This window comes from Gimesia maris, assembly GCF_008298035.1.
GTDB classification, from domain to species: Bacteria; Planctomycetota; Planctomycetia; order Planctomycetales; family Planctomycetaceae; genus Gimesia; species Gimesia maris.
This window is the reverse complement of the sequence record NZ_CP042910.1, coordinates 6845981-6861522: the sequence shown is the minus strand read 5'-3', so window position 1 is coordinate 6861522 and position 15542 is coordinate 6845981. Positions and strand designations below refer to the sequence as shown.

Annotated in this window: 9 protein-coding genes; 6 read left to right on the top strand and 3 right to left on the bottom strand. The window is 49.9% G+C overall.

Translation table 11 applies throughout. From position 1 onward, the window contains the following. The first annotated feature begins 128 nt into the window (after positions 1–128). The 3 genes from GmarT_RS25480 (at position 129) to GmarT_RS25470 (ending at position 5771) form a co-directional block, all read left to right on the top strand. The gene (locus GmarT_RS25480; RefSeq protein WP_002647188.1) at positions 129–971 is read left to right on the top strand and encodes a glycerophosphodiester phosphodiesterase; all 843 of its coding nucleotides are present in this window, start codon (positions 129–131) and stop codon (positions 969–971) included. 123 nt (positions 972–1094) lie between these two features. Continuing rightward, on the top strand, positions 1095–1451 hold the full coding sequence (locus GmarT_RS25475; protein ID WP_002647189.1) for a BlaI/MecI/CopY family transcriptional regulator: 357 nt from the start codon (positions 1095–1097) through the stop codon (positions 1449–1451). A gap of 51 nt (positions 1452–1502) precedes the next feature. Beyond that, positions 1503–5771 carry a M56 family metallopeptidase gene (locus tag GmarT_RS25470; protein WP_149303409.1) on the top strand — a complete coding sequence of 1423 codons (4269 nt, stop codon included), beginning with the start codon at positions 1503–1505 and terminating at the stop codon, positions 5769–5771. Positions 5772–5784: 13 nt separating this feature from the next. On the opposite strand, the gene GmarT_RS25465 is transcribed toward GmarT_RS25470, so the two are convergent. Continuing rightward, positions 5785–7053, bottom strand: a complete 1269-nt coding sequence (locus GmarT_RS25465) for a sialidase family protein (protein ID WP_002647191.1) — start codon at positions 7051–7053, stop codon at positions 5785–5787. Between the two features lie 212 nt (positions 7054–7265). Between GmarT_RS25465 and GmarT_RS25460 the strand changes: the two genes are divergently transcribed. Continuing rightward, a complete protein-coding gene (locus GmarT_RS25460) occupies positions 7266–10391 on the top strand; it encodes a DEAD/DEAH box helicase (RefSeq protein ID WP_002647193.1) in 3126 nt (1041 codons plus the stop codon). A gap of 9 nt (positions 10392–10400) precedes the next feature. Here GmarT_RS25460 and GmarT_RS30480 read toward each other — a convergent pair whose 3' ends face one another. After that, positions 10401–10595: a hypothetical protein gene (locus GmarT_RS30480; RefSeq protein ID WP_044238577.1), complete on the bottom strand. Its 195-nt coding sequence runs from the start codon at positions 10593–10595 to the stop codon at positions 10401–10403. A gap of 10 nt (positions 10596–10605) precedes the next feature. Continuing rightward, positions 10606–10923, bottom strand: a complete 318-nt coding sequence (locus GmarT_RS25450; protein WP_002647195.1) for a CHAT domain-containing protein — start codon at positions 10921–10923, stop codon at positions 10606–10608. 520 nt (positions 10924–11443) lie between these two features. Here GmarT_RS25450 and GmarT_RS25445 point away from each other — a divergent pair. Next, entirely contained in the window at positions 11444–13900 is a 2457-nt protein-coding gene (locus GmarT_RS25445; protein WP_002647197.1) for an ATP-binding protein, read from the top strand. 527 nt (positions 13901–14427) lie between these two features. Next, positions 14428–15288 (top strand): DUF1559 domain-containing protein, encoded by an 861-nt coding sequence (locus GmarT_RS25440; protein ID WP_044238588.1) that lies wholly within the window; start codon positions 14428–14430, stop codon positions 15286–15288. The last annotated feature ends 254 nt before the right edge of the window (positions 15289–15542 follow it).

Here is a 15542-nt window from a genome sequence, read left to right as displayed (position 1 = left end):
GTGAATCAGATCGGAAAATCCGCTTTAGGATCGTTTCTCCCCCATCGCCAGCATGCTAAAGTGAATGTCTCAATCAGCGAAGTTGCACCCTCCGCATGAATTACGTCTTCCCCTGGGAGTCTGACCCGATGACGAAACTTACTTTTATCCTGTTTGCATTCTGCAGTCTACTCGGTCCGACTGCACGGACTACTGTGGCCGATGCAGGGTCAGAAACCCGTTTCTTACAGAACGGCGTCACCGCACACCGGGGGAATTCGGGAGCGCATCCCGAGAACACAATGCCCGCCTTTCGCAGTGGAGTTGCCGTCGGTGCAGACTGGATCGAACTCGATATCTTCCTGACCAAGGATGGTCAACTGGTCGTCACACACGACAAAACCACACAGCGTGTCGGGGATAAAAATCTGGATGTCGCCAACTCGACTTTTGAGGAACTCAAAACAGTCGACGTCGCAACGGACTTTCGTAAACGGCATCAGCTGTCAAAAGAAGAATGCCCGCCTCAAGAGATGCCCTTGCTGGAAGAGGTGCTCAAAATGATAAAACAGCAGCACAAGACCCGCGTCTCGATTCAACCCAAGGCAGACTGTGTGAAAGAATCCGTTGCGCTGGTGAAACGACTCAATATGGAACCCTGGGTCGGCTTCAATGACGGGAACCTGAATTACATGTCGCAGGTCAAACAGCTGGCACCCACGATCCCCGTCTTCTGGGATCGCGGTGCCGACACCGATCTCGACGCCGACATCAAAATCGCCAAACAGCGCGGTTTCGAAGCACTCGTTCTGAACTATAAAGGCATCACCCCCGAGAAAGTTCAAAAGATCAAAGCCGCCGGCCTCGAACCAGGCGCCTGGACCGTCAACGATCCCGCATTGATGCAGAAACTGCTCCAGCAGGGCATCGAACGCATTTATACCGACGATCCCAGTCTGCTGCTGCAGTTGAAACCACATCACTCTGATTAATCCGCCTGTGGTCGGATCAAGTAAAACTGTGAAAAGTTCACATATTTGTCTTGATGTTTCTCTCGAAGTGTGAAAAGATCACAGATAGGAATGGTGTTTCTCCTTTTGGAAAGAGGCTTTCTTATGGATCAACCCAATCAGAATGAACTCGAAGTGTTGCGTCTGTTATGGAACAAGTCGCCTCAAAAGCCGGCTGAACTCCAGGAATCGTTTGGCTGGGACATCGATAACGGTACCCTGCGCAGCGTACTGGTCGGCATGGTCGAGCGTGGACTGCTGACGCGGAAACGTAATGGAAGGGCTTATCTCTATTCGCCAAAAGTCAAACGCGAAACACAACTGCGACAAACTGTCAGGAGGCTGGCAGAAGTCTTTACCGGGGGTTCCACGGGTCAACTGCTGATGGAGCTGGCAGAGAAGGAACGTTTGAGTCCTGAAGAACTCAAACAGCTCAAGAAGATTGCCCGCGGCGAATCGTGATGGACGACACTTTTCTCCTTTTCGAAATTTAAACTGGTAGAGGACCTGAAAATGGATGACGTCACTTTCATCATACACACACTGGTCCGACTGAGTCTGCTACTGGCACTGGGTTGGGTGATACTAAGACTGATCCGCAATCGCAATCCGCGCTGGTCGATACTGCTCTCACGCTGCCTGATTTTCGCAGCTCTGCTCATGCCTCTGGCCTGTCTCTGTCTGCCTGTCACCAGTCTGGCGGTTTTACCCCCGGTTGAGTCAGAAACCGCAGATTCAACAGAGACTTTCAGAGAAAATGAGACACCTGTCATTTCAGAAAGCGTAGAGCCGGAGCCTGTTGTTTCCCTGCAACCTGCCCCCCTGAACTTTCCGACGGTTTCGCCGGAGCCGAAACAATCCGACGCGAAGATGGCATCAGAACCATCGGTTGCCGATATCCCTTCAGACACGCAAGCTGAGTCAGATCTACCAGCGGCGGCAGTCACTCCTGTTGAATCTGAAATCAGAACGCATTCTATTACAGTCCGGCAGACAGCTTCGCCGGTTCCATCAGAAATCTCCTGGTGGCTGGTCTGTTGGGGCGCCGTCAGTTTGCTTTTACTTCTGCGCATCGGCTGGCAGATTCAACGGGTGAGGAAACTGTTATGTTATGCAGAAACAGCGCCCGCTTCACTGCAGAGTGAATGTGAAGCACTGGCGGCGCAGTTCAATTTCAATCATGGACCACCGGTTCGCGTTTCGCCGCAGATAGAAGGCCCCTGTACCGTCGGACTGATTAAACCTTCTATCTTGCTCCCTGTTTCCTGGGTCAATGAATTATCTCAGTCCGAACGCCGCGCGATTCTGATGCATGAATTATCGCACGTGGCCAGCTTCGACTTATTCTGGGACCTGCTCTCACGTCTCGTGTCTGCAATCTGGTGGTTTCATCCACTGGTCTGGCGGTTGACTGCACGGCATCGGCTGGCGTGTGAGCACATGTCCGATGCACTGGCCGCAGATTCGATTGACGACATTGAAAGCTATCGGCAGTTGCTGGCTGGCTGGGCGCTGCATCGTCAGGGAGCAGAAACCCGCGCGTCGGCACTGGCAATGGCCGATCGCAGTTTCCTGCTTCGCAGATTAAAATGGCTGGAGACGCCACGCGATTTTAATACACTGAAACGCTCCCGCTGCTATGTCTGTCTGCTCTTGACGGTTCTGCTGTTTGTCGGCATTGCCTCTGTTCGTTTCAGTCACCAGGTCATCGCCCAGAAACCGGACTTGCCCCTGGATGCCTCCAAGCCGGAGCCCAAAGACAAACAGGAAAAAGTGAATGCAAAGAAACCGGCCGCAGATCCGATGGTCAGAAAACCGGGCAAAGCTGATATTAATCTGAAACAGACAACACCGAAGATCGTGACTGTTGTCGACGACAAGGGGCAACCCGTTGAAGGTGCCAAAGTCCGTGTTGGCTGGTGGGAGGATAACGAAGGTGACATGCAACTCAAAATTGTCATCAATCCTCCGATCACCAATCAGAAAGGGGAGGTGACCATCCAGGTACCTGACGGTGCCGCTCGCGCACAGATCTCTGCTGAAGCGGAGGGCTATGCGAACGCGGGAAAACAATATTCACTCAGCGGCAGTCCCAAACTGGTCCTGCAGCCGGGGCGAATCATTCGCGTCAAGGCGCTCGATGTGAAAGGAAACCGACTGCCCGATGCGTATCCCCTGCTGGAAGACTCGCACATTCTGGGCCGCGAGTTCAAACAGGATGATCAGCGTCTGGGTTATTTTACTTCGCCGGTTGTGAAGCTGGATCGTCGCTGGATGCGGGTTGTGGCCAGAAACGAAGAGGGGCCGGTCCTGTTCAGCCACCTGATCGATGTGACCAACCCCCAGCGCGTAGAAGAGGATGGCACGATCGTAGCGATCCTCGAACCGGGTATCCGCCTGGAAGGTCGACTGGACGACTCGGTGCCGCGGCCAATCAAAAATGGCTGCGTGGAACTCTATATCAATGAAGGTCAGGATCACAAGATCGGCGGAGGCTGGACCTGGGAACAGACAGCGACAGTCAAAGAAGACGGTACGTTCGAATTCGACTCCCTGCCGACCGGCGGTCAGGCCCAACTGTTTGCACTCGTGGACGGTTATCAGTCGACCCGACCAACGGTCCAGTCATTGAAAAACTATCTGAAGCGGCACAACGCCGGAGAGGAATCGATTCTCGACAATGCCATCCAGCGGCACGACGCGTTCTGGCCGCACCTGTTTCCGCTCACACAGGGTCTTTATAAAACCGAGGTGGAACTACCCTGCACGCCAACGACATCACTGGACGTCAAAGTGGTCGATCCCCTTGGACAACCAATCGAAGGAGCTGTGGTCAAATTCAATCCCAACGGGTTATTTTTTGGTGGGGAGCTGTTCATTCCGGCGATAGTTTCCTTAGAGATGTCGAACCAGATTATTCGTCATAACAATGAGGAAGTCAAACAGCGCTATCAATGGGGGAACGATACTTTTCTGAGTGTGAAAACGGATGCACAGGGCATTGCCCGGGTACGGAACCTGCCCGCTGAAGACAGTGAATCCTACAAGGTTTCTGCGGACGGGTATCAAATGCCGATTTACCCCAACTCCTTTGAAGATGGGCCGAGGCGATACGCCTTAATTGATCTGTCAGGCGGTAAAACGCTGCGACGGACCATTACGATGGAAAAATATGTGCCGGTCTCGTCACGAGAAATTCTTGTCGTGAATCAAAACGCCGAACCGGTTCCCGGGATCACCGTCACCGTGAACGAAATCGCCTTTGAAAACGCGCCTGATGACTGGCAGCTCTGGGCGTCCCAGCGGTTTGGGCCAATGGCCTCAGAGAAAACGGGGGATGACGGCATCGTTCGACTGCAACTTCCATTGGAAGTCAACGGGGAGGCGGTCTCCCGACTGCGAATTACCGTTCAGGGGCGTGTGAAAATAGAAGGTACGTTACGCGACGCTTACGTACAACGCAAAAGACTGATCATTCCCCGCAAGGCAGACGGGCGGGTGGTCGTGCTGACCATTTCCAAAGAAGAACCCAGAGAGAAAAACCAGTTCTTTGATGTTGCTGTCACCTATGAAAAGCCGGAAGCACTATTGAGTCATTTGCCGAAATTACTTCTCAAAAAACTGCAGACACAACCCTCGATGGTCGTTCTTAATGGACTGCTGAAAATGAATCAGTTCGACGCTGCCACTCCGCTTCAATTTACGAGCGACTGGAACCTGATTGGGAAAATCAGTTCAAAAAAGTCTGAACGATCTCCGATCGCTACGATTGCCACACCGCAGGGTGAACGCGTCATCGTGTTATGTGCAGTCCGCCCCAAAGACGCTACCTGGGAGCTCAAACCCAAACTCCGGTTTCCGCCTCGAGCCGCGTTTGTCTTCGATGCGGAAGGCACACTGATTCGAATGCTGGGGGGCTGGGCTTCTTCCCGAGGTTCCTACTGCAATGTCATGCTCAATAACCTGGGGGGGACCGATGATTATTTCATTACCACCTCTGCTTTTGAAACGCATGGTCCCTTTGAATATATCCAGCACTGGTATCAGATCGGACAAGAAGACAAGCCGGCGCTCACCTTTTATGGCTATGCGAACGCGACCAGTTGGAGCGGCAAGCCAGGCCCTTCACAGCCACTGGCAGAATTTGGTTATCTGGATTTAGGATTTAATGGCAGTAGACCGGATCATCTTGTCTGTGGCGTTTTACCCAATGGAACCCAGGCACCACGCAAAATATACTGGGACGGCGTCCGCAAGCAGTTCATTGCCCCGGTCCGCGAGAGTGTGGACGGCACCCCACTCTTTAAGGTGATTCCCGCAGAATCGCATCAGTTTGTGCCCCTCAAGGTCGAACCAGGAGATCTGGTCGTGGCCGGTGGTCGACGCGACTACAAAAACTGGCATGCCTGGAGTTGTGTGGTTCCGCAGGGAAAGACTGCCCGCGTGCATCTGTTCTCGGTCGATGCTTCCGGAGGACAGCCAGTCGAGACAGACTATTTCACCCGGGAACTGTCGGCAGGTCAGCACAATCTGCACCTGCATTTTGCTGACAACCAGCAGGAACAAAGTCAGTCTGATGCAGAGATTCAAATTGATGATACGATCAAAGAGAAACTGACGGTCCCCCGCGTGCCCATTGCCGGAGTCCCGTCAGTCAAAGGAGTTCCGATGGCCCGTACGGGGAAGGGGCCGCTGGATCTGTTTAATCGCAAAACCAATCAGAAACAGCAACGACTCATCTGGCATGTGGAACTGCTGGACGCCGGGGAAGCGGTAGAATAAACAGCCGTTGTTTTCAACTTGCAAAGTCTGGCACATTCCGGTTGAGCTGGTTCCACTTAATCCGGCTGAGGAGGACATCGCCTTTGGCTTTGTGGCGCGGCATCCATTCGCCGACGGTGATACACGATTCTTGCGGGCTGACGTTGGTGACAGCGAAGTTGCCCATCAGTGCGACCTGGTTGGGATCATTTACGCCATCCCCGACCAGGGGAAGTACGACCTGCTCGGTCTCGCGAATCAGGCAGAGCCTCTCCGGATCAACCTGGGCCACCCAGAGCGGCGAGCGCCAGCGGATCACATTTTTATTTGTATCATCTTTGCGTGTGTAAACCAGAAACAGTCCGTCGGAATGGGTGAGCCAGTGCTGCTGCGTGGTGGACATGCCGATGGGCGTGCCATCGTCAAAGGCCCAGGCCGTCTGCCGTTTGTAGTTCAAGCCGTCCGGGCTGACCGCGACATAACCGTGATCGTCTTCGGCGCGAATGGTCATGAAGAACCGGTCCCCAAACCGGGTGATCGACGGTTCGAGCAAACCGCGTCCGACTTTGTTCTCCAGGGGCGGTCCAACTTCGCGAATTGTCAGATCGGACCCGTCAAACGCACAGCGGACGCCCGCTACCATTCGCGGCTGTTTGTTCGCACCGAAGGTGAATGACATCATAATATCGCCGTTCGGCAGCACGAAACGTTGTCCACAGTTGTTGGTATAGATTTCCGAGCCGCGGGGATCATCCCATTTGAGAATCTTCCGCTCGGACCATTGTCCTGCTTTGTCTCGAACCGCATACACGGGGTAGCGGGCCAGCTGATCCCCTTTGGCAAACCGGGGACCGCGATAAAAAACGACATGCCCCAGTGCGAGGATGGTCCCGGTCTGCGGATGATATTGCGGCGTGACATCACACACGCCCGCCTGCAGCCCCGGATGCCCTTTAACCGGATCACGGTCCAGCGCAGGAATCGGCGCCGGCTTTGTCCACGTCTTCCCGCGATCATTCGATTCACACCAGTGAACTGGCCCGAAGTAGTCGGACCCCCCGATCTCCTGCAGGTTCATCAAAAACGTCGCACCGCCGTTCGCCCCCGGAACCATACACCCCCGCGGATGAAACCATGTGACCCCGGAGCCATCCCGGTTACGAAAGAGCGTTTCTTTAGAGATCGAACCAATCAACGACTGCGATTCCGCCGCCCGCACCGACGCCGTTCCCGCAGCAGAGACAGCGGCGAGAGAACAGAGGGATGAGTGGAGGAAATCACGACGATTGAGGGGTGGGGGCATGTGTGGGCTTTCTTTTATTTCGAGAATACTAATTTCGTTCTCATCTTATCTCAGAAAATAACTCAAAAACAATGGCAAATCACTAAGCCAAATTATTTGATTTTTGGATTGATCAGCTTGTTCCAGCCAGTAGTCTTTCATTTGAGTTCTGATTACAGTGATAAAGAAACCATTGAGGCAGGCACCACGATGAATTGATATCAGGAATCAAAATGACTGACAACTTCCAGCCGGGACTCTATGAACAGCTTCTAACTGAAGAATTAAAAGAACAGTTACAGGCAATCGCCGACCCGCGTCTCTACGCCACCATAGGTAAAGTTGATACCGAAGATGCACATACTGTAATTGCTCAATACCTAGAACATGTTTTAGCAAATGGGATTGCTGGATTTCGAGGTAAAGAAGCAGCGGAGAAACAAAAACGTTTAGTCGATCGAATTCTGAAATTGCTTACAGAGGAGCTAGGACAAGATTGGGAAAATCGATTACGTATTGCAACACCGCTCGAACGACTACTGGCAATTCATCATACCGATCCTGAAACTCCTGAAAATCGTCCTGATACCCCATTATCTCGCTCTGCACTTCTAACGGGGACACGGCTCGACCCCAGTTTGGGAAGCCAATTAAAAAAAGAGATATCAACTGCAGATTCTGTTGATATTCTTTGTTCCTTTGTGAAATGGAGTGGGCTTCGTGTAATTCTAGATGACTTGAAAGAATTGGCTTCAAGCCCCCACTCAGATCGTCCCCGCATTCGGGTTATCACTACAAGCTATATGGGAGCTACCGATCCAAAGGCAATTGAAGCATTAAGTGGACTTCCCAATACAGAGATTCGCGTCAGTTATGATACGAAACGAACCCGTTTGCATGCCAAGGCCTATCTCTTTCATCGCGATACTGATTTCGGCAGCGCCTACGTCGGTTCAGCAAACCTTTCCAATGCCGCCCTTTCTGAAGGACTCGAATGGACAACAAAGGTTAGCCAATATGAGCTCTCGTATCTTTGGAGCAAGATCACGGGAACCTTTGAGACATATTGGCAGGATGATGAATTCCAGCAATTCAGTGGTGAAGACCCTGAACGGCTGAGATCTGCAATTAAAAATGAACGGCTGAGTGCATCTGATCCAGCCATGCTGCCTGTATTTCATCTTCGCCCATATCCTTTTCAAGAAGAAATATTGGATATCCTGGTTGCAGAGCGTGAAGTCCAGAACAAAAGGACACATCTAGTTGTCGCCGCAACCGGTACGGGTAAGACCATGTTAGCTGCTTTCGATTATGCACGAGTCTGCAAAGAAAATGGCCGCCAACCTCCTTTCCTCTTCATAGTGCATCGAGAAGAGATCTTGAAACAAGCACTCGCATCATTTCGTGGCGTACTACGAGATCAGAATTTTGGAGATCTCTTAGTGGGAGGGCGTGATCCTTCTCAGCAGCAACATCTATTCTGTTCGATACAAAGCTATAACTCGCGAGAACTCTGGAAACGTCCCGCTGATGAATATGAATACATAGTTGTCGATGAATTTCATCATGCCGCAGCTCAAAGCTACCAAAGTCTACTAGATCACGTTCGTCCTAATATTTTGCTTGGGCTAACAGCAACACCAGAGCGAGCGGATCAACTCGATATCCTACAATGGTTCGGTGGTCGAACTAGCGCAGAAATTAGACTACCTGATGCCATCAATCGTAAATTACTTTGTCCGTTTCAATACTTTGGTATCTCAGATAGTGAAAACCTTGATGATCTGAATTGGCAACGAGGTGGGTATGCAATTGATGACTTAGATCGAATCTATACTGGCAACGATCGCCGTGCCCAATTGATATTGGAAAAGACTAATGAAATCCTGCTCAATCCATTGGAATCTCGAGGGCTGAGTTTTTGCGTGAGTAAAGCTCATGCTGAGTTCATGGCACGTTTCTTTCAGGAGCATGGTGTTCCTGCAGTTGCATTGACCTCCGATTCTTCTGATGAACTAAGAAACCAAGTGCAGACTCAGCTTCGTTCGCGAGAAATCAACTTTATCTTTGTTGTCGATTTGTATAACGAAGGAGTTGATATTCCAGAAGTCGATACAATTCTTTTTCTTCGTCCCACAGAAAGTCTCACCATCTTTCTTCAACAATTTGGGCGAGGTATGCGTCTTCATGACGAGAAAGAATGTTTAACAATACTGGATTTCATTGGTGCTCAACGGCGGGAATTTCAATTTGCATCGAGATTTCGTGCACTCAGTACAAAACCCGAACGACGTCTGGATCGCGAAATCGAAAATGGTTTCCCTCATTTACCGAGCGGTTGCGTGGTTCAATTGGAACGTGTTGCACAACAGCGTGTATTAGACAATATCCGTGATTCATTAAGACTCAATAAATTAACCATCATCATACGCCTTAAAGAATTAGGACGAATCCTTGGACGTAGTCCATTCCTTCAAGAAGCATTGGATTATCTACAAACTAACTTAGATGATTTATTAAAACGGGGACTCTGGTCTCGTTTGCTCGCAGAAGCAGATCTCATTGAACCATTTACAGATTCTGACGAAATACAACTCGCGAAAGGATTACGTCGATTAATACATATAGATTGTGCAACGCAAATTAAATACTGGACCAAACACATTGAAAATGCACTGATGCCGTCTTCTAATGAAGAGAAACAAGCATTAGAAATGCTCTACGTCACACTCTGGGGAAAAACTGGTTTAGGTTGGACCATCCAAGAGTCAAAGAATCGATTATTTGATAATCAGGCTGCCAAACAGGATTTAGTCTCAGTTCTTGACTTCTGTTTTCAGAAAGCTCCTTCACTTCACGCTGGACGTCTTCCTGAAGTCTCAGGACCCTTAACGATTCATGCGCAATACACGCGTGATGAAATATTAGTTGGTCTGGGACACTGGTCTCTCGAACATCGGCCAGATCATCGTGAGGGAGTACTGCATCTGAAAAATAAAAAGATTGATGCCTTCTTTGTCACTTTACAAAAAACGGAAGAAGAGTATTCCCCGACAACGATGTACGAAGACTATTTAATTTCGCATGAACTATTTCACTGGCAATCGCAGAGCAATACTTCATCAGAATCTCCTACAGGCCAAAGGTACATTAAACATCAAAGTTGTGGATACACACCACTTTTGTTTGTAAGGGAAACCAAAAAACAAACATCAGGCCTTGCCTCCCCTTATTATTACCTTGGTCCTTGCAAATATGTATCCCATACTGGAGACCGACCTATGAGTATCATCTGGCGACTTCAACATGCTGTACCAGCCAAACTTTATCGACAAATGGCACGTCAAGCGGTGGGATAATAAGTGCATTTATAATTCAAATTCACACTCGCAGATTTCCAATTTCAATCCTTCCCCGTCAGTGTAAATGCAGCCCAGAAGAGGGGGAAGGGAGGCGTTGCGTTCGTGACGTGCTTTGATGCGGGTGAGCTGGGGCGGTCTGAGGGCGGTCGATTTTTTCATGCCTGCTGCTAAATTGGTGAAGTACTGTTCTATTAGCAGCACGGTTTGCTGGTCAGGGATGCTCCAGAGGGAAGAGGGAAACGACCACCAATTCTGCGCCTGCCAGCTGGAATGTCTGGCGGAGGCCGACGACTTCTTCTCTCGAACGAAATTCACCAACGCCGGTTTCACAGGCGGAGAGCACCACCACTCGTGTCGCACGCAGATCGGTGCGGATGATTTCCAGACCCGTCAAGATGCCATCAGCGTTCTGTTTTCTCAGCGCTGTGGGGTGGTTATTGTAACTCGCCTGCATCAGGCCGCTGCGCAACAGCAGGTGGCGATCGACCGGTTCCGTCTGCTTGGTGTCGGCTGCGGCATATTGTCGCACTTGAATCGAGGCGTGCCTTCATGCAGACTCTGGTTTGAGTGCTGTTCTGCAGTCTCTCCCTGGGAAATCCTGGATGAAGCCATCAGGGATCGGGAAGGTAGAGCAGTCGGTGCAGAAGCACTTGAAGAGCATGAGAGCACGCAGGTAGAAAGTCAATCTGGAAAATAGTTTCGGTCAATCGATTCCGGGTCATTTAGAACAATAGTTGAATGAATTATTTTACTGGTGTCGGAATATTATCTGTATTGAGAATTTCAAAATCACTGTATACACTGATCTTAAGATAAAGATGGCTCAAGTTGATGGCAGTCTGTTTATGGTAAAGTTCGGGCAAACTTGAATCGACAGAGTCTTTTGGCGTGTCTTCCCTGTCCATGAGCGTTGCGTAAGTGACGCCATGTATCTGAAAATAGTTCAGGCTGAAGAATCATCTGGTGTCATACAACTTTCCGGCATTGGTCTGAATTTAAAATCGTCAGTTTAAAAGGGTTCCTGGGTAACAGGGGAGAAGGCTGAGTGGATGGTTGAGTTCTTTTCGAAACTCTTTGATACATCGGACTACCCTGCCCGCTGGAATTGTGGCAACTGGACGAGTGGCGAAGGCTGGCTGCATATTCTATCCGATATCGGTACCTGGTCTGCATATACTGCAATCCCCATTGTACTGATTTATTTCACGTTTAAACGGCGTGATATTCCCTATACAAGACTGTTCGGTTTATTTGCTGCTTTCATCCTGTTATGTGGCACCGTGCATCTGGTTGAAGCGATCATTTTCTGGTATCCGATTTATCGCATATCGGGATTGTTAAAGCTGGCGACCGCTGTCGTATCCTGGGCAACTGTAATTGCATTAATTAAATACATTCCGCACCTGTTGCAGTTCCCCTCATTCGCAGCGGCCAATACAAAACTGCTGGAAGAAGTTGAGCAGCGGAAGGAAATCGAAAGAGACCTGCGCTGGATGCAGTCCCGCTATGAAGCTTTCTTAAATAGTACCAGCAGTATTATCTGGACCACTGATCCGCGGGGGAATTTCATTGTACCGCAAATATCCTGGCAGCGTTTCACCGGCCAGACCTGGGATGATCACCAGGGAGACGGGTGGCTGAGAGCGCTGCTGCCGGAAGATCGAGCCGAACTGGCTGCGCTCTGGAGTAAGCCGGCGGGTAAGCAGTCCAGTTATCGTGTGCATGGCCACATCTGGCATGCAGAGAGCGAATCGTATCGCCCCGTTATTACAGAAGCAGTTCCGGTATTTGATCAGGAAGGGCAGATCCTGGAATGGGTTGGTACGGTAAGTGACATTCATGAGCAGCGGATGGCAGAAGAAAGCCTGAGCGCCGCCGAGGCAGAGTCCAGCCGCCAGAAACGGGAACTGGAACTGATTTACGATACGGCACCTGTGGGCATGGGGCTGGTCGATCGCGAATACCGTTACCTGCGGATCAATGATACACTGGCCCGCATCAATGGCATTTCCCGTGAAGCGCATCTCGGGCGAGTCTGTTTTGAACTGGTTCCCGGAATCGCAGACCGGATCAAACCACTCTACGATCAGGTATTTCAGACAGGCAAGGCGGTGAAAAATCAGGAAGTACGCGGTAAAACGCCCGCCAGCGACAAAGAACGCTGCTGGCTGGTGAATTATCACCCGATGACGCATCGGAATGGTGAAGTCTGGGGGGTGAGTTCAATCGTGCAGGACATTACGGCCCGTAAAGAGATGGAAGAAGCGTTGCGGGACAGTGAGCAGCAGGCATCACAGGCGAACCTTGCCAAGAGTGAATTTCTGGCGAATATGAGCCATGAAATTCGTACTCCGATGGCTGCTGTTTTAGGTTACGCTGACGTTTTGCTTGGGCATCTGAAGGATCCTGATAACCGGAACTGCGTCATGATCATGAAACGAAATGGAGAACACCTGCTGGAATTGATTAACGACATTCTTGATCTATCACGTATTGAGGCAGGGAAACTTGAAGTCGATCTGAATGAAGCATCGCTGCGCGAGCTGGTTGCGGACGTGCAGACACTGATGCAGGTACGGGCCGACGAGAAGAACCTGATGCTAAATGTCAAATTTACCGGACAGGTTCCTGAAAAGATCGTTACGGATGCCACCCGACTGCGACAGATCCTGATTAATCTGATTGGAAATGCCATCAAGTTTACCGATCAGGGCGAAGTTCGTCTGGTGATCAGGCTGCTTCCTGATTCCGATAAACCGATCATCGAATTCGCTGTGCAGGATACAGGTATCGGCATGAGTGCCGATCAGATCCAGCGACTGTTTAAACCGTTCTCGCAGGGAGATTCGTCGGTCACACGGGCCTATGGAGGCAGCGGACTCGGGTTGGCAATCAGTAAACGACTGGTGCAGATGCTCAAAGGGCAGCTCAAGGTCAAGAGTGAAGTCGGGCAGGGGTCTATCTTCCGCATCCGGCTCCCCGCTGGCTCCATTAAAGGGATTCCGCTGATTGAATCTGGTATCCTCGAAAGAAAAACAGAGGGCGCAGAAGGGGTTTCGAAAGTTCATCGTCTCAACTGTCGCGTCCTGGTCGTTGACGACCGTCGCGAAGTCCGGCATATCAGCCAGCATTTTCTGGAGAAAGCAGGCGCCACGGTCATCACAGCGGAAGACGGTCAACAGGGAATCGACATGGCTTTAATTGCCCGTGATGCGGGTGATCCATTTGATGTGATCCTCATGGATATGCAGATGCCTCATGTGGATGGTTTAAAGGCGATTGCAGAATTGCGGGCTGCCGACCTGGTAACGCCGATTATCGCACTCACCGCCGATGCCATGAAGGGGGACCGCGAACGCTGCCTGCAGGGAGGCTGTGACGATTACTTATCCAAACCCATCGATCATGCGCAGATGGTTGAGATGGTCTGGCGGTATTCGGAAGTGGTCTCTGCAGACGCACTCCAGGCCCAGCGTCAGGAACAGGCGGCACGATATCGGGATTGAACGACTACGCTCGGGCTTTCCCGTCTGATACCTGATGTGTCTTCTTTAGCCTGTTTCAATCTGACAGGATCTTAACGAGAAAATCGCTTCATTAAGACGCATTTGGAAGAAGCATCGGAAGCCTTGCGCCCCTCTCAATCTCATTTTAGCGCCAGCTGTTTCCACGTTAAGAACGTATTATGAGATGGGAATTCAGCAGGTCTATTTTGACTGGCTGGTGTATGTAAAGTCAGTGTAAATATGAGTTTAGCGAAATTATATATCTATTTGTACTGGTGTAAACAGGACATTTTAAATAGTTAAGATAAATCAATGTCATTTGAATGGACATGTCAGGGTGTCTGAAGATATATGAATTAACCTCTCTTAATTATCTAAAAATCTACAAAACTTCATTCAATTGGTTTTTACATAACATCTATGTAAAAAACCGAGTTTATACAGCTTGATCTATCTGGTGTCTGCATTGTAGCTGACACCTCAATTTTGTTTTAAAGATCTTAATATTGATGGAGACTCAGTTGAAAATGACTCTACGAAGAAGGGCGTTCACATTAATTGAACTTCTCGTTGTGATCGCCATTATTGCCATTTTAATTGCTTTATTATTGCCTGCTGTGCAACAGGCGCGTGAAGCTGCTCGCAGAAGCAGTTGCAAAAACAACTTCAAACAGATCGGTTTAGCGCTTCACAATTACCACGATACCCAGCGGATTTTTCCTCCCGGTTACTGCCGTGCAGGGACTGATATTTACAATAATTTTATTGGCTGGGGTACCTTCATTCTTCCTTATATCGATCAGGCGAATCTGTATAACCAGATTCAGACCAAGGGAGGGTTTGATAACAAATGGTACGACTCCACATATTCTACAATTGGTACCGTAGAAGCCAAAACAGTTCTGCCAGCTTACATCTGTCCTTCTGATCCAATGGGGGGAACCAACTCGGATCTTTCCGGATATGGTAAATCCAACTATCTGACAGTTGGTTCAAAGTATCCTGCTTCCACTCCCCAGATTGCCTTTGGTCGAAACAGCGATGTCCGCATCCGCGATCTGACCGACGGTGTGAGTAACACCATGCTGGGGGGCGAACGGACAACACAGGGTTCCAATATTGGTGGTATCTGGATTGGCGCAACAGGCGCCAGCTCCGGATATAAAATCCATGGTGCACCTCAGTTCCTCTCTGAGTCTACGACTCTGAGATCAACACAGATTAACGGAACAACGGAATTAAATTATGGATTCAGCAGTTCGCATGTCGGCGGGGCTCATTTCCTGCTGGGTGATGGCCGCGTCGTTTTTCTGAGTGAAAATATCGACAAGACGACTTACGACCATCTCGCTTCCATCAATGATGGAAATGTGCTCGGTGAATTCTAGAGTGTATCACATTCGACTCTAGCGTCTCTCAATCTGTTAAAACAGGTCCAAATGACCCTGGAGACGCTACATTAAAACTGGATACAGTCTAATCAGGTGACTGGTTAACCTGATCAGGTATATCTAAAATGGCCCGACTTCTTCTACTTGAGAAGTCGGGCTTTTTCGTATTCAGCAGATGATACTCCATACGAATCACATCGAATCTTAGTGTCTCAAATTATGATACCAGTTCCCAATGGCCTTGGAGACTC